We start from the raw sequence: 14,868 nt of genomic DNA, 5'->3' as shown, positions 1-14,868 counted from the left end.
TCCGTCAGCGCCCCAACAGGCCCTGCGGGCGGAATGCCAGCACGACAGCCATGATGAGGAAGGTGAACACGACCGAATAGGTCGGGGCATAGACCAGCCCGACCTGATCGGCGAGGCCAATGACCAGCGCGCCGATGGCCGCACCGGGAATGGATCCCATGCCGCCCACGATCACGACCACAAGGCTTGCCAGCAGAAAGCGCGTATCCTCACCCGGGCTGAGCGACTGGAAGGAGCCGCCGACGATCCCGGCAATCCCGGCCATGCCCGCGCCAAAGCCGAACACCGCAAGAAAGACATATTGAATGCGGATCCCGGTCGCGGTCAGCATCTCACGGTCATCCACCCCGGCCCGGATCAGCATGCCAAGACGCGACTTGTTCAAGGTGAACCACATCGCGACCCCGATCACGATAGCCGCGACCAGAATGGCGATCCGCACCAGCGGATATCGCAGATAGGCCACATCGCCCGACCGGTCATAGCCTGAATGGATCGGCAGGGTCATTGGCCCCGACAGCCAGTCGGGCAACAGGATGGTGTAGGACTGCCCGCCCCAGATCCACAGCATGATATCGGCCAGCACTATGGACAGGCCGATGGTCACCATGGTCTGGCGCAGCTCTTCCCCCTCCATCCGGCGAAAGACCTGATGCTGCAGCAAAAGCCCCAGCGCCGCGATCACGATGAAGACCACCGGAAAGGCCAGCAGCCAGTATCCCGTGCGCTCCACAACCTCAAAGCCCAGATAGCCGCCCAGAAGGTAAAGCGAGCCATGCGCCAGATTGACATTGCGCATCAGCCCGAAAATCAGCGTGAAGCCAGCCGCGACAAGGAAGTAAAGCGCACCAAGCGTGATGCCTGAAAAGATCGCGTTCAGAAAGACGCGCTTGCGTCCGAACGCCTCCTCCATGGCTTCGGTCCACGGCGCCAGCACCAGCCAGAGCAGCACCGCCAGCACAAGGGCGATGATCGCCGACCAGACCGGTCTTTTCGCAATAAAATCCCGCATGCGACGCCCAGGCCCTCCCCTGCCCGATTGGTCCTTATCCCTGATCACCCGACCCTAGCGCGCAGGAGACAAAACCCCATACCCGACAGTCTTGCGGTTCGGCACCGCGTCCGAAAACGCCGGGGCTACATCAGGACGCGCTGCGCACTGCGCCGATAGACCGAAGGAGGCACCACCCCGTTCGCGATGAAGAAGCGCGAGAAGCTGGCCTGACTGGAAAAACCCAGATCCAGCCCGATATCGGTGACGGCCTGTTCGGTCGCGGTCAGTTTCTCGATAGCGCGTTCCATGCGCAGGGCATTGAGATAGACATTCGGTGTCACGCCGACATGCGACCGGAACAGTTTGTAGAAATGCGGTCGTGACAGACCCGCCTGCCGCGCGATCTCATCCAGTTCCAGCACATCGCCCAGCCGTTCCTGCAAGGCCCGCATCGCCTTGCGGATGCGGAAATCCCGCGTCGTCAGATCCGGGCCGGTGAAGGCAGGCCCGCGCCGCGTCCATTGCCAGGACTGATCAAACGCGGCCTGCGTCAGCGTGCATAGCCGGTCCTCGAACAGCGGATCGTCATAATCGGGATCGGTCATGGAATGGGCCGCGCCATAGACCAGCCGCGCCAGATGATCCGTCACCTCGACCCCGACCCGGCCGAACCGCAGCGAGGATGAGGCATGGCGGCTGGCCTCGAGAAACCAGACCGGCCGGATATACAGGACCAGTAAAAGCGTCGGGGTGCTCAGATCGCGCATCCGGTAATAATGCGCCTGCCAGGGGCTGATCGCGACGGCCTGCCCGGGGGCAAGCGGAAAGGCGCGGTCCTCGACCACGACCTCCCCCGGGGGACCCTGAACGTGAAAGATAAGATGCCCCTCACGATGGCCATGGGGAACCATGGTGCGATCCATCGAATAAAGACAGACACGTCCGAAATCGCCGTGAAACACGGCTACGGCATTACTCATGATCCTCCCTCCCGCATTCTCCCGATGCAGTCTTCTGGTATGGTAGCGTGATTCGCCATTTCCACAAGCAAGGATCTGCCCCATGTCGGCCGGCCGGGCCCCGGGCGCAGCAAGACGGTGGAAAATCGGTATGATTTCAGATCACCGCATCGGGGATGGTGGCAGGTCATATCGCGGCGGCCTCAAGCAGATCGCGGTAGTCCTGCGCCGTTGCGTGGCGGGGATTGGTGCGGTTGGCGACATCCTCGGCGGCGCGGGCGGCGATCTCATTGCTGAGCGTTGCATCCAGACCCAGTCCCGCCAGCGTCACCGGCAGGCCCAGACGCGCGCCCAGATCGGCGAGCGACTGCGCCAGATCGCGCCCCACCGGCAGGCCCATCGCCTCGGCAATCGCGGTAAAGCGGGTCTGCGAGGCGGGCGCGTTGAAGCGCAGGACCGGCGGCAGCAAGGCCGCATGGAACCGGCCATGCGGGGCGGTCGGGGCCAGACAGGCCTCAACGGCCTGTGACAGCGCATGGGTCGCGCCCAACCCTTTCTGTCCGGCCAGTGCCCCGTTCAGTGCCGCCGCCATCATTTCGCGCCGCGCGTCATAATCGCCGCCCGCCGTCACGGCGCGGTCGATCCAGCGCGCGGCACGGCGCAGCCCGTCCAGCGCCATGCCATCGGCGGGCGGGTTCCATGTCGTGCTCAGATAGGTCTCGACGCAATGGACGATCACATCCATGCCCGCAGCCGCCGTCACCTCGGGCCCGGCCCAAAGTGTCAGCGTCGGATCGCACAGAATGACCGAGGGCAGCGGGCGGCAGTCATTGCGCAGCAGGCCCTTGGCCGTCACCGCGACATCCGGCAGGCCGATGGCGGCGGTGGTGGTCGGCACGGCAATGACCGGAATCGTGGCGTTCCGCGCCCCCTCACGTCCTGCGGGCCCGGGGGCATGTCCCGGCATCCGGGCCAGTTCGACCGCGCGATCCATGACCAGCGGACCGCCCATGGCAAGGATCCCGTCGCATTCCGCGTCCTGCAGCAATAGGCGCAGATCGGCCAGTGGGCGCGCGGCATCGGCGCGGGTCACGTCGCATTCGACCGGCAGCAGACATTCAACGCGCTCTCCCAGCCCCTCGGGGCCCGCCAGCGCATCGGTCAGCAAAAGAATATGGCGCAGGCCAAGCCGCGCGACCTCTTCGGGCAGGGCATCCTCGACCACCGAATCGGCGAAATGGATCCGGGTCAGATAGGCGATAAGCGACATGCGGGGCGCCTCCGGTCAGCCGCACGCAACGGGCGCGCGGAAGGCAAGGACTGTCATGTTCCGTGCCGGGCCGGGCGCCTGAACGGACGACCTTTGGCCTGCCTGCGGGGACCGGCTTGGGGGGGCATTGCCCGGAAATCGGATGCGGGCCCTTGCGGCCCGCATCCTGTCATCCCGCAGCCCTGTGGCCGGGGCTGCGGGACAGGTTCGATGGCCGATCAGCCGCCGCGCAGGGCGTCACAATCCGGCGTATCGCGCGAGGGCAGACCCATGGCGCGGAACTCATCCGCCGTCAGGCCAAGCGTCTGGGTGACACCGTCCTGCCGGGCCTTGAACACGGCCTCCAGATTGCCGTCGCTGCCTTCGACAACCTCGGTCACAAAGACCGAACCCGTGGCCTGACGGTTTTCATTCAGCGTGATCGTGCCCAGCGGCGAGGCAAGCTCAAGCCCGGCCAGCGCGGCCTTGAACTTTTCCTGCCCGTTGGACAGATCACCCTCGACCTCGTTCAGCGCCTGAATCGCGGCCAGCATCGCAACATGATAGCCCACGCCGAACAGCGAGGGCACCTTTGCCTCGTCACCTTCGAAGGCGCGATATTTGGCCAGATATTCCTGCCATGCCGGATCGGGGTTGTCGGGGGCGAAGGCACCCGAGGTGGGCGTACCGACCAGCGCCTCCTTGGCGCGCCCGCGCGAGGTCAGGACCGTCGCATCGGCCATGATCGTGCCGCCGATCAGGTTCGTATCGGCCCCGGCCTGATCATACTGGTTCAGGAAGTTGATCGCATCCGTGCCGCCCATGCCCAGATAGATGGCATCGACGTCATCAGGCATCTGCGCGATCACACCGCCAAAGTCAGACGATCCCAGCGGCACCCAGAACCGTTCGACGATCTCACCGCCCGCGCGGCAGAAATCCACCGCAAAGCCAAGGAAGTTCGTATAGCCGAAGGAGTAGTCGGCGGCGATGGAGGCGACCTTCGTCCAGCCCTTTTCGTTCACGACATACGAGCCGAGACCCTGACCCCATTGCGCCCCGTCAAGATTGAAGCGGTAGACATTGGGGGCCGGATCAACCCATGTCATTTCCAGCGCCCCGGAAATGCCGTTGATGAACACCTTGTCGGGCACCGTCTTGGCGAAATCGCGGATAGCGATGCCCTCCGAACCTGACAGCGGACCGACGACGAAATCGACGCCATCCTGTTCGACCAGTTTGCGGGCCTGACGAATGGTCGTGTCCGGCGTCGTGTCGGTCGGCGCGATCACCGTCTCGATCGCCTTGCCGCCGGCCATACCGCCGGCTTCGCTGATCGCCAGTTCGATATTGCGGACCGCATCCGAGCCGCCGGCGGCAAAGGCCCCCTCCAGCGCGACAAGAACGCCGATCTTGATACTGTCCTGTGCCAGCGCTGCCCCGGGCAGAACCAGCGCGGCCGCCGAAACGGACGCAACAAGCCATTTCCTCATGTCTTCCTCCCCTGAAATGCACCGGAACGCTGGCGGGTTGGACCCGATGGACGGATGGCCCCTGACGTCACAGGCGCGTTTGTAACGGATCAAGGCTAGGCGGCGGGCGCGCGTCCTAGCGATGCCCGGCAATGCGGCCCCATATCCGAGGGTCTTTTTTTCCGGGTCATGAAGGGGGAAAGCAGGCTTTTCAGGCATCCCTGCGCGGGCTGGCGCGTTTGCAGGCAGGGTCCTGTCTTGGTCGCAGCCGTTGGTCGCCGCCGTTGGTCATTGACGCCACGCAGGGCCGGGATAGCCTGCACCGGGCGGATCGACAAGCCGGAATGGAACAAGGACAGGCAATGGCAATGGCGGATCGGATCACGGCGGGGATTGCGCGGCGCATGGCAGGCCTGCGCGACCGTGCCGCGCTCTGGCATCACAGCCGGGTGATCCATGGCCCGGCCCGCGTGACGCTGGGCGATACCGATTGCGCGGTGGTCACGCTGATGAAGGATGCCGAATGGCATATCGGGCCATTCATCACGCATCACCTGTCGCGGGGCGCGCGGCATCTGGTGGTGATCGACAACGGGTCGCGCGATGCGACAGCCGCGATTGCCGCCGGTTTTCCGCAGGTGACGGTGGTGCAGAATCCGATGCCCGCCAAACGCCATGAAAGCCTGCTGCGCGCAGGTATCGCGCGACAGGTGCTGCGCGGCGGCTGGGTGCTGTTTGCCGATGCCGATGAGATGTTCGAGGCGCCGCTGCTGGACGGCGCGCCGGATGCGCTGCCGCGGCTGACCGCCTATCTGGCGCGGCATGGCTATACGGCACTGGTGGCACAGATGCTGGATCTGCTTACCGACCGGCCCTATCGCGACACGAAGGCGCTGGATTATCCGGCTTCGGTCGCGGCCTTCGACCGCTGGGCCATGGGGGAACTGACCGCCCTGCTCTATCACGCAGGCGCGGCCAATCCGCTGGACTGGTTCCTGCGGGACAATCTGTGCGACGATCCGGGCGTGCGGCTGCTGATCGGCGGCGCGCGGCGCAGCCTGTTCGGTGAGGAATGCCATCTTTACAAACATTCCCTGCTGCGCAATCGCCCCGGCATCGACCTGATGCGCCATCCGCATTGCGCGGGTCGGGTGCGGGTGGCGGATGTGACCGGCCTTTTGCGGCATTACAAGCTGGCGGGCGACTGGCAGGCGCGCGACCGCGCCTCGGTCGCGGCGGGGCTTTGGGACCATGCCGAGGATGCAAAGCGGCTGGCGGCGGTCACGGCGGGGGATGATTTCACGCCCGACCTGCCCGATGCCCGGCCCTATCGCGGCACGGCCGATCTGATCGGCGCGGGGTTTCTTTATGCCTCGGATCGCTACCGCGCCGAAATGGGCTGACAGGCGCGGCGCAGAGCAGACCCGGTCAGCGCCCCGACATGAACTGCCGCCACAAAAAGATCAGCAACATCGCCCCGAGCACCGCACCGACGACCCCCGCCGCCCATCCGGTCAGCAGCAGCAGAAAGCGCAGCACCAGCCCGCCGATCAGCGCCCCGGCGATACCGATGAAAATGGTTGTCGGAATATCGGTCTGCACCCGCATCAGCCGTGTCGCCAGAAACCCGGCAGCGGCCCCGATGATGACCAGCGCGATGATCGGCATGAGATCCCCCTGCTGCGGTCAGATTTCTTGCCGCAGCCTGCCCCGGCGGGGTCTGCGGGTCAAGCGATGCGGCGGGATATGCGGGGTCAGTCCAGCCGGTCCGGCAGAACCATGCCGCGCAGGAACTCCGCCGCCTCCATCGGGCGCTTGCCTTCGCGCTGTGCCAGTGTGAACTCGACAGCGCCCGTGCCGCAGGCGATGGTCAGACCCTCCAGCACCTCCCCGGGTGCGCCATCGCCATGCCCGATGCGGGAGCGCAGCAGCTTCACCCGTTCCGCCCCGATCAGGCACCATGCGCCGGGAAAGGGCGACAGCCCCCGGATCTGGCGATCCACCTCAACCGCCGGGAGGGTCCAGTCGACCCTAGCCTCCGCCTTGTCGATCTTGGCGGCATAAGTCACGCCCGTAACGGGTTGCGGCACCGGGGTCAGACCGGGCAGGCCGTCCAGCGCCCGGACAATCAGCCCCGCCCCCAGCGCGGACAGCCGGTCGTGCAGATCGGCGGTGGTGTCCTCGGCCCCGATCGTCACCGCCTGATGCAGCAGCACAGGGCCGGTATCCAGCCCCGCCTCCATCTGCATGATGCAGATGCCGGTCTCGGCATCGCCCGCAAGGATCGCGCGATGGATCGGCGCGGCCCCCCGCCAGCGCGGCAGCAGGCTGGCATGAATGTTGAGGCATCCCAGACGCGGCGCGTCCAGAACGGCTTGCGGCAGGATCAGCCCGTAAGCCACCACCACCGCGACATCGGCCTTGAACGCGGCGAATTCCGCCTGCGCCTCGGCCCCCTTCAGACTGACCGGATGCCGCACCGGCAGCCCCAGCGCCTCGGCCCGTGCCTGCACAGGCGAAGGACGGTCCTTCTTGCCGCGCCCGGCGGGACGGGGCGGCTGGCAATAGACGGCCACGACCTCATGCGCCGCCGCCAGCGCGTCGAGCACCGGCACCGAAAATTCCGGCGTTCCCATGAAGATCACGCGCATCGGTCTGCCCCTTTCGTCCTGCCGCATCGGCGCAGGTCTAGCGTGGCGGGCTGGGCGGTCAAGCCCGCCTGACGCTCAGCCCGCCGTCTTGCGGGCGCGGCGCAGCAGCATGTCGCGCTTCACCTTGCCCAGCCGGTCGAAATACATCCGCCCGGCCAGATGGTCGATCTGATGCTGCACGCTTGTCGCCCAGAGATGCACGAAATCGCGCTCCTCGACCGCGCCACCCGCGTTGAGAAACCGCACCGTCACCGCGCGCGGGCGGCGGATCACGGCGGAAACCCCCGGCAGGTTGGGCGATACTTCCTCATGCTCGCGCAGCTGGCCCGAGGCATGCAGGATCTCGGGATTGGCCATCAGCACCGCCTGCCCACGCGCGGTCGAGCAATCGACCACGGCCAGGCGCAGCATCACCCCGATCTGCGGCGCGGCAAGGCCGTAACCCGGCATCGCCTCCATCGTATCGACCATATCGGCCCAGATCGCGCGGATCTCATCCGTGACCGCCTCAACCGGTGCAGCCGCGCGGCGCAGGCGGGGGTCGGGCCATGGGATACAGGGGCGCGCGGTCATCCCTGTTCCTCCTCGATCGTGGGCAGGAACCAGACCATCAGACCCGCAAGCGGCATGAAGGCGCAGATGTGATAGACCGTCTCGATGCCATAGCGGTCGGCCATGACCCCCAGAAGGGCCGCCGCAATGCCGCCAAGGCCGAAATTCAGCCCGTAGAACAGCCCGCCGATCAACCCGATCCGGTTGGGCAGCAATTCCATCGCATAGATCAGGATCGAGGCGAAGGCGCTGGCCATGATGAGGTTGATCAGCACCGTCAGAACCCCGGTCCAGAACAGATCGACATGCGGCAGGATCAGCGTCAGCGGCAAGGGGCCCAGAACCGAAATCCAGATGATCCGCTTGCGCCCGATCCGGTCGCCCACGATGCCGCCGATCAGAACCCCCACCGCCGCGGCGGCAAGGAAGATGAACAGCATCATCTGCGATTCCGGGATCGACAGGCCGAAGCGGTCGATCAGGTAAAAGGTATAGAAGGACCGGAAACTTTCACCATAAGCGTTCTTGGTGAACATCAGGAAGGTCAGTACGACCAGCCCGACGGCGATGGTCATGGGCGCATGGCGGAGCCCGCCGCCAGCCGCCGCCGCACTGGCGCGGCGGGCGGCAAATTCGGCGCTGATCGCGCGCTGCTGCGCGCCGATCCATGTCAGCATCGCCATGGCACACAGGGCCGCCACCGCGAACAGCGCAAGGCTGGGCTGGCCCCATGGCACGATGATCAGCGCGGCGAAAACCGGCCCCAGCGCACCGCCCGCCTGTCCGCCGACCTGAAAGATGCCCTGCGCCAGCCCTTGCCGCCCGCCTGCCGCATAGCGCGCCATCCGCGTCGCCTCGGGGTGGAAGATGGAGGAACCGATCCCGATCAGCGCGACCGAGACAAGGATCAGCGCATAGCTGTGCGCATAGGCAAGGCTGACCAGCCCCGACAGGGTGAACATCATGCCCACGACCGGCGAATAGGGCGCGGGGTGGCGGTCGGTCACCATGCCGATCACCGGCTGCAGCAGCGATCCGGCGATCTGGAAGGTCATGGTGATCAGCCCGATCTGCACGAAGTCCAGCGCATAGGCCTCTTTCAGGATCGGATAGGCCGCCGGGATCAGTGACTGCATCAGATCGTTCAGCAGATGGGTGATGCCAAGGACGACCAGAACGGCAAGATGGGTTCGGGCACGCGTCGGAACAGGGGCTGCAAGGGTCATCTTCGGCTTTCGGGCGCTGTTTTCAGGACTGGGCGTGACACCGCCCCCGGGTCGTGACGGAACGAAAACCGCCCCCCGATCCGGACGGGCCGCACCCTGCGCCGCATTCGTGTCCTTGTCGAGAGCGATATTGTACCCCTGACACAGGCCCGGATCAGCCGCGCCGCGCCAGATCCCGTTTCAGCTTTTCCATCTTGCGGGTGATCATCTGGCGCTTCAGCGGTCCCAGATAATCAATGAACAGCTTGCCGTTCAGATGGTCGATCTCATGCTGCACGCAGGTCGCCCAGAGACCCGAAAACTCCTCCTCGGCGCGCAGGCCGTCCAGCCCGGTCCATGCGACCCGAACGATGGCCGGGCGGCTGACCGTGCCATATTGGTCCGGGATCGAAAGGCAACCCTCCTCATACTGGTTCAGATCCTCCGAAGCCCATGTGATTTCGGGATCGACCAGCACCATCGGACGCGGCGGCAGTTCCGGATCCTTGACGCAATCCATGACCAGCAGCCGTTTCATCACGCCGATCTGCGGCGCGGCCAGCCCAATGCCGGGCGCGTCATACATGGTGGCCAGCATGTCCTCGGCCAATTGGCCGATCTCGGGCGTTACGTCGCCGACGGGATCGCACCGTTTTTTCAGCCTCGGGTCGGGATGGATCAGGATAGGGCGTTTCATGCCCGCCGATTTAAGCGAAGCCCGCGCGCCACGCAATCCTTGACGCAATGCGGCGCCGGACCTGTCGCCTCGGCTCCCTCCGGCCTTTTTTCTGTCACCGAATAACCCGGGGGGTGAATTTGGCGAGAGCCAAAGAGGTGGGGGCAGCGCCCCCCTTGCGCCGCGACAGATCTATCCGCCCCGCAGTTCTGCAATCACCCGCACCGGCCCCGGGCTGCCGCGCAGTTTCGCGCGATAGATGACCAGCGATTCCACCACCCGCATCACATAGGTCCGCGTTTCGGCAAAGGGGATGGTTTCAACCCAGTCCACCATATCGACCGAACTTTGGCGCGGATCACCGAATTCGGTGACCCAGCGGCGCGGGCGTCCCGGCCCGGCATTGTAGCCCGAGGCGATCAGCGCGACCGAGGGGCCGAATTCCTCGACCAGTTGCGCCAGATAGGCCGCCCCCAGGCGCACGTTATGGGGCGGGTCAGAGGTCAGGCGCGGCACGGAATGGGAAATGCCCAGCTTGTCGGACATCAGTTTTGCCGTGCCCGGCATGACCTGCATCAGCCCCAGCGCCCCGGCGGGGCTGCGCACATCGGCGGCAAATTCGCTTTCGCGCCGCGCGATGGACAGGGCAAGGGCCCGGCTGACAGGCAGGCCATCAGGCACCAGTTCAGGCACCGGGAAATAGGCGCGCGGCAGGATGATGCCGCGCCCTGCCGCCTCTTTGCCGATCAGCACGGCGAAATTCGGCTCACCCGCCTCAAGCGCGTAGTCGCCCAAGGCCTCCAGCCCCCTTGCATCAAGGCCTTCGGCCAGATGCAGCAGGAAGCGCCGCGCCAGCCCGCGATCACCTGCCTGCAGCAAAAGCCGCGCGGCCTGCATGACCGATCCTTGCGCAAAACCCGCTTGCCGCCAGTCGACCCTCTGCCCCCCACCGGCCAGCGCGGGATCCAGCGACAGGCCCAGCCGCTCTGCTGCCAACAGCCCGTAATAGGCCGTCTGATGCGCGGCCCCGGCGCGATATGCGGCCTGCGCGGCATCGGCCCGGCCCAGCGCCTCCAGCGCACGGCCCTCCCAGTAATGGCCGCGCGACAGGCTGATCGGGGTCGAGACCCCGTCGCGCAGATGGCGGAAATGGCCCAGCGCGCGTTCAGGGTCATTCAGATGGCGCAGCGCGATCCAGCCGGCAAGGAATTCCAGATCGGCAAAATCGCCGCCCGAGGTCAGATGATGGGGTGTCGCGGCGCGCAGCGCGTCACGGGGGCGACCGTCGGACAGCAACTGCCGGACCAGTTGGATCCGCCGCCTGCCCCATTCCGCCGGATGGCCCAGCCCCGTCGCACTGGCCGAGCGTTCGGTCAGCAAATCCAGTGCGCCGTCCCAGAACTGCCGGCGCATCCGCCATGTGAACCGCTCTTGCGCTAGGCCGGGATGATCACGCAGCGCGGCCGGAACCGCCTCGATCAGTGCATCGACCCCCGGTGCATCGGCCCGCAGCGCCATGCGCGCCCGGGCCAGCGCCTGCCAGCCCGCCGGAACCCGGGGCAGCATCCGTTCAGCCTCGGCCGCCTCACCAGCCCAGAGCAGCGCATCCAGCCGCGCCTCATGCGCGATGGCCAGCGCCTGCCCCGACTGCGCCAGCAGCGCCGAATCCTCGGCCGCCGTCAGACGCAGACCGACCCATGCACGGCGCGCGACCGCCGCCGCCTCATCCCCGCGTCCCAGCGCCTGAAGCGCGCGGATATGCGCCATCGTACCCTCGGCGGTGACCGCATCGCCTTGTGCAAACCATGCCAGAACCCGGTCCGGCGTGTTTGAGCGGGCGACGGCGGTTTCCCCTTGCCGCCGCAGATAGTCCATGCCGGGCCAGTCGGGATGACGGCGGATGAAATCTTCATACTCCCCCAGCAGCCCCTCACCTGCGCGCAGGCGCTGCCATTCCACCAGATCGCGCCCCACACCCTGCGGGGCCAGCGCAAGGGCGCGGTCCCAGTCGCGCGCCGATGCCGCCTCAAATGCCGCGCGCAGGGCGGCGGGATCGGCCCGCAGCGGCGCGGGTACGGCAAAAGAAGCCAGCCCCGTCAACAGGATGGCGGAAAAAAGCGGCAGGGCGCGGCTCAGTCGGAACGAATGCGTTTTCATGGGACGCAACCTGCCATTCCGCCCGGGCCGCCGCAACTCACATCCGCGCCAACGCGCCGGTTGCGGCAAAGCCCTGCCTGCGCTTGGCAATCTTCCGGGCGAAGGCTAGAAGGCGCGAGGAAACCAAGAAGGGCGACTCGAGGACCGGGGGCCCGATGTCAAAGGAGATGCGTGTCATGATCAGAGGGTCAATGCCTGCCCTGGTGACGCCGTTCAAGAACGGTGCGCTGGATCTGGACACGCTGAAGAAACTTGTCGACTGGCACGTGGCCGAGGGCAGCCATGGCATCGTGCCGGTGGGCACGACCGGCGAAAGCCCTACATTGAGCCATGAAGAACATGAGATCGTGGTGCAAGAGGTGGTGAAGGCCGCCGCCGGGCGCATCCCCGTGATCGCGGGGGCCGGATCGAACAACACGGTCGAAGGCATCCGCCTGATCCGCCATGCCGAGCGCGTGGGCGCCGATGCCGCCCTTGTCGTGACGCCCTATTACAACAAGCCCACCCAGGCCGGGCTGATCGCGCATTTCACCGCGCTGCATGACTGCTGCGACCTGCCGATCATTATCTACAATATTCCGGGCCGTTCAGTCGTGGACATGTCACCCGAAACGATGGGCGTGCTGGCGAGGCTGCCCCGCATCGTGGGCGTGAAGGACGCGACCGGCAAGCTGGAACGCGTCAGCCAGCAGCGCATCACCTGCGGGCCGGAGTTCATTCAACTGTCGGGGGAGGATGCGACCGCCCTTGGTTTCAACGCCCATGGCGGCGTGGGCTGCATTTCGGTCACCGCCAATGTGGCACCCCGGCTTTGTGCCGAGTTTCAGGAGGCGACGCTGGCGGGGGATTATGCCCGCGCGCTGGACTATCAGGACCGGCTGATGCCGTTGCATGAGGCGATCTTTCTTGAACCGGGGCTTGCGGGGGCGAAATATGGCATGTCGCGGCTTGGCCTCTGTTCGGATGAGGTGCGCCTGCCGCTGGTCGGGCTGACCGACGCGACCAAGGGCCGGATCGACGCGGCCATGCGCCATGCGGGTCTTGTGAACTGATCGCCTCAGGAAGGGGGGCCAGCCCCCCTTCACCCCCCGGGATATTTACGGACAGAAAAAGGGGGGCGCGGGCGCTCAGCCCCCTTCGAACATCCGGTCGCGGGCGGCGGCGATATGGGCCTGCATGGCGGCGCGGGCCGCATCGGGGTTCTGGGCCGCAATCGCGTCGATCAGGGCGGCATGTTCGGCCATGACCTCGGCCTGCCGGTCGGGGGCGGCCTGAAGCGTCAGGCTGCGCGACAGGTTCATCCCGAAACCGATCTGGCTGGCCAGCGAATCGAGCACCGAGGCGAAAAACGGGTTATGCGTGGCGCGCCCTACGGCCAGATGCAGGGCCTGATCGGCCTCGACCCCCTTGTCGCGGGCGGTGTACAGGGCTTCCATCCGGTCATGGGCGGCGCGCATCGCGGCCAGATCGGCCTCGGTCCGGCGTTGGGCGGCCCAGAAGGCGGCGGCTGATTCCACCTCAAGCCGGAACTCATAGCAGCGCTGGATATCGGTGATCGACCCCAGCGGCACGAAATCCACCACCGACGCCGCAGGACGGCGGAGAACATAATTGCCCGATCCGCGCCGCGCCGCAACGATCCCGTCATCGCGCAGCCGGGCCAGTGCCATGCGAAGGACAGGGCGTGAGACGCCGCAGGCCACGGCCAGCGACTCCTCTGCGGGCAGGCGCGCGTTCAGCGCATAATCGCCTGTCATGATCGCGCGCAGCAGGCGGTCATAGACCTGATCGGCCAATGTCGGTTCGCGCTGCATTGCCCGTTTCCTTCAGATCGCCACGCCCGCCAGTCTGTAGATGGCTTCCATCAGGCGCAAGGTCCGCAGATTGTCCAGCCGGTCGGTGGCAAAGGCGCCGCCCGTGCGCAGCCCGGTGACGAATTCGGTGACGGCCCCTGTGAAACAGGCCTGATAATTCGCCGCCAGATCATGCAGTGACACGGTATCGGGGTCGGACAGAAGGGTGATGCGGTCATGATCAAGGATCAGCGTGTCGGTTTCCCCCATCACCTCAAGCCGGTCGGCAGGCAGGGGCGGATGACCGGGGGCCGAGATATTCGCGTCGATCTGGACCAGCGCGCCCGTCTGCGTGCGCAGCGTCACCAGCGCCGCATCCTCCCCCGCCAGCACGGGGTTGATCCGGTCCAGTATAGCGGCCAGCGGTTCCATCTCCCCCAGCATGGCGCGCAGGGCGTCCAGATGATGGATCAGCACCTCAAAGACCAGCAGACGCGGGAACTGCGCCAGATAGGGCTGGCGGCCCAGCAGGAAGGGCACCCGGCCCGGATAGTCATGCAACGATGAGGCGCGGACCGTCAGGCGCACATGGCGGATGCGGCCGACCGCGCCGGCGGCAAGGCGGGCGATCATTTCCGCGTAATGCGGGCGGAAGCGGTAGTTCTCATGCACCATGAAACGGATACGCTCACCCACCTCGGCAATCAGCGCCTCGGCCTCGGCCACGGTGGGGGTCATGGGTTTCTGGCAGATGACGTGGATGCCATGGTCTGCCGCCAACCGCACCAGCGGCGCATGGCTGGCAACAGGGGTGATGATGTCCAGCGCATCGGGGCGGGTGGCATCCAGCATCAGCGCCACATCGTCAAACACCTGCGGAATGCCGAATTCTGCGGCGCGTTCCGCGGCGCGGTTGCGGTCGGGGTCACAGATCGCGACCAGTTCGACACCCTGCTGGGCCTGCCATCCGTGAAGATGAAAACTGCTGATCGCGCCTGCACCCGCGATCGCCACCCGGATTGGTTTCATTCTGCCTGTCTCCCGCGCCATGGGGCGCCTTGAAGTCCCTGTCGCGGCCTGCCATAGCCCGGCAAAACGGATTTTACAACTATTGACTAATTATGCGAATCATCGCTAGGTGGCCCAACTGCTTTTTACCG

The 14,868-nt window shown here is 66.1% G+C and carries 14 protein-coding genes; 2 read left to right on the top strand and 12 right to left on the bottom strand.

Annotated features, from left to right (window positions below; all coding sequences use genetic code 11):
* Positions 1-4 precede the first annotated feature (4 nt).
* The 4 genes from JL811_RS12715 to JL811_RS12700 form a co-directional block, all read right to left on the bottom strand.
* A complete protein-coding gene (locus tag JL811_RS12715) occupies positions 5-1,012 on the bottom strand; it encodes a branched-chain amino acid ABC transporter permease (RefSeq protein ID WP_202689079.1) in 1,008 nt (335 codons plus the stop codon).
* A gap of 125 nt (positions 1,013-1,137) precedes the next feature.
* Positions 1,138-1,974 (bottom strand): AraC family transcriptional regulator, encoded by an 837-nt coding sequence (locus JL811_RS12710; RefSeq protein ID WP_202689078.1) that lies wholly within the window; start codon positions 1,972-1,974, stop codon positions 1,138-1,140.
* A 166-nt stretch (positions 1,975-2,140) separates the two neighbouring features.
* Positions 2,141-3,223 carry a dehydroquinate synthase/iron-containing alcohol dehydrogenase family protein gene (locus tag JL811_RS12705; protein ID WP_202689077.1) on the bottom strand — a complete coding sequence of 361 codons (1,083 nt, stop codon included), beginning with the start codon at positions 3,221-3,223 and terminating at the stop codon, positions 2,141-2,143.
* A gap of 218 nt (positions 3,224-3,441) precedes the next feature.
* Positions 3,442-4,695 carry an ABC transporter substrate-binding protein gene (locus JL811_RS12700; protein ID WP_202689076.1) on the bottom strand — a complete coding sequence of 418 codons (1,254 nt, stop codon included), beginning with the start codon at positions 4,693-4,695 and terminating at the stop codon, positions 3,442-3,444.
* 341 nt (positions 4,696-5,036) lie between these two features.
* Between JL811_RS12700 and JL811_RS12695 the strand changes: the two genes are divergently transcribed.
* Positions 5,037-6,077, top strand: coding sequence for a glycosyltransferase family 2 protein (locus JL811_RS12695; RefSeq protein WP_202689075.1), 1,041 nt, complete (start codon positions 5,037-5,039; stop codon positions 6,075-6,077).
* A gap of 25 nt (positions 6,078-6,102) precedes the next feature.
* Here the strand turns inward: JL811_RS12695 and JL811_RS12690 are convergent, their stop codons facing one another.
* From JL811_RS12690 to JL811_RS12665, 6 genes are all read right to left on the bottom strand, one after another.
* Positions 6,103-6,342 (bottom strand): GlsB/YeaQ/YmgE family stress response membrane protein, encoded by a 240-nt coding sequence (locus JL811_RS12690; RefSeq protein ID WP_202689074.1) that lies wholly within the window; start codon positions 6,340-6,342, stop codon positions 6,103-6,105.
* Positions 6,343-6,428: 86 nt separating this feature from the next.
* Positions 6,429-7,325, bottom strand: a complete 897-nt coding sequence (gene fmt / locus JL811_RS12685) for a methionyl-tRNA formyltransferase (RefSeq protein WP_202689073.1) — start codon at positions 7,323-7,325, stop codon at positions 6,429-6,431.
* Between the two features lie 75 nt (positions 7,326-7,400).
* Positions 7,401-7,898, bottom strand: coding sequence for a peptide deformylase (gene def, locus JL811_RS12680; protein ID WP_202689072.1), 498 nt, complete (start codon positions 7,896-7,898; stop codon positions 7,401-7,403).
* A complete protein-coding gene (locus JL811_RS12675) occupies positions 7,895-9,103 on the bottom strand; it encodes an MFS transporter (protein ID WP_202689071.1) in 1,209 nt (402 codons plus the stop codon). Before JL811_RS12675 ends, def (JL811_RS12680) begins: the two co-directional genes overlap by 4 nt.
* 154 nt (positions 9,104-9,257) lie before the next feature.
* Positions 9,258-9,779 (bottom strand): peptide deformylase, encoded by a 522-nt coding sequence (gene def / locus JL811_RS12670; RefSeq protein ID WP_202689070.1) that lies wholly within the window; start codon positions 9,777-9,779, stop codon positions 9,258-9,260.
* A gap of 171 nt (positions 9,780-9,950) precedes the next feature.
* Positions 9,951-11,915 carry a lytic transglycosylase domain-containing protein gene (locus JL811_RS12665; RefSeq protein ID WP_202689069.1) on the bottom strand — a complete coding sequence of 655 codons (1,965 nt, stop codon included), beginning with the start codon at positions 11,913-11,915 and terminating at the stop codon, positions 9,951-9,953.
* 176 nt (positions 11,916-12,091) lie between these two features.
* On the opposite strand from JL811_RS12665, the gene dapA reads away from it, so the two are divergent.
* Positions 12,092-12,967: a 4-hydroxy-tetrahydrodipicolinate synthase gene (dapA, locus tag JL811_RS12660; protein WP_202689068.1), complete on the top strand. Its 876-nt coding sequence runs from the start codon at positions 12,092-12,094 to the stop codon at positions 12,965-12,967.
* 75 nt (positions 12,968-13,042) lie between these two features.
* Here dapA and JL811_RS12655 read toward each other — a convergent pair whose 3' ends face one another.
* Positions 13,043-13,729, bottom strand: coding sequence for a FadR/GntR family transcriptional regulator (locus tag JL811_RS12655; protein ID WP_202689067.1), 687 nt, complete (start codon positions 13,727-13,729; stop codon positions 13,043-13,045).
* Positions 13,730-13,741: 12 nt separating this feature from the next.
* The gene (locus JL811_RS12650) at positions 13,742-14,737 is read right to left on the bottom strand and encodes a Gfo/Idh/MocA family protein (RefSeq protein ID WP_202689066.1); all 996 of its coding nucleotides are present in this window, start codon (positions 14,735-14,737) and stop codon (positions 13,742-13,744) included.
* Positions 14,738-14,868 lie beyond the last annotated feature (131 nt).

Origin of the sequence: Szabonella alba (assembly GCF_016765775.1) — a bacterium.
In the GTDB taxonomy this organism is placed as follows: Bacteria; Pseudomonadota; Alphaproteobacteria; order Rhodobacterales; family Rhodobacteraceae; genus Szabonella; species Szabonella alba.
Note: the sequence above shows the minus strand (reverse complement) of the source record. Positions and strands in the feature narration are given on the sequence as shown.

Excerpts from the sequence above, each read along its gene's own strand:
- JL811_RS12700 (WP_202689076.1), bottom strand. The coding sequence starts at position 4,695 with ATGAGGAAATGGCTTGTTGCGTCCGTTTCGGCGGCCGCGCTGGTTCTG.
- JL811_RS12705 (WP_202689077.1), bottom strand. The coding sequence starts at position 3,223 with ATGTCGCTTATCGCCTATCTGACCCGGATCCATTTCGCCGATTCGGTG.
- JL811_RS12650 (WP_202689066.1), bottom strand. The coding sequence starts at position 14,737 with ATGAAACCAATCCGGGTGGCGATCGCGGGTGCAGGCGCGATCAGCAGT.
- JL811_RS12675 (WP_202689071.1), bottom strand. The coding sequence starts at position 9,103 with ATGACCCTTGCAGCCCCTGTTCCGACGCGTGCCCGAACCCATCTTGCC.
- fmt (WP_202689073.1), bottom strand. The coding sequence starts at position 7,325 with ATGCGCGTGATCTTCATGGGAACGCCGGAATTTTCGGTGCCGGTGCTC.
- JL811_RS12655 (WP_202689067.1), bottom strand. The coding sequence starts at position 13,729 with ATGCAGCGCGAACCGACATTGGCCGATCAGGTCTATGACCGCCTGCTG.
- def (WP_202689070.1), bottom strand. The coding sequence starts at position 9,779 with ATGAAACGCCCTATCCTGATCCATCCCGACCCGAGGCTGAAAAAACGG.
- JL811_RS12665 (WP_202689069.1), bottom strand. The coding sequence starts at position 11,915 with ATGAAAACGCATTCGTTCCGACTGAGCCGCGCCCTGCCGCTTTTTTCC.
- JL811_RS12695 (WP_202689075.1), top strand. The coding sequence starts at position 5,037 with ATGGCAATGGCGGATCGGATCACGGCGGGGATTGCGCGGCGCATGGCA.
- def (WP_202689072.1), bottom strand. The coding sequence starts at position 7,898 with ATGACCGCGCGCCCCTGTATCCCATGGCCCGACCCCCGCCTGCGCCGC.
- JL811_RS12710 (WP_202689078.1), bottom strand. The coding sequence starts at position 1,974 with ATGAGTAATGCCGTAGCCGTGTTTCACGGCGATTTCGGACGTGTCTGT.
- dapA (WP_202689068.1), top strand. The coding sequence starts at position 12,092 with ATGATCAGAGGGTCAATGCCTGCCCTGGTGACGCCGTTCAAGAACGGT.
- JL811_RS12715 (WP_202689079.1), bottom strand. The coding sequence starts at position 1,012 with ATGCGGGATTTTATTGCGAAAAGACCGGTCTGGTCGGCGATCATCGCC.
- JL811_RS12690 (WP_202689074.1), bottom strand. The coding sequence starts at position 6,342 with ATGCCGATCATCGCGCTGGTCATCATCGGGGCCGCTGCCGGGTTTCTG.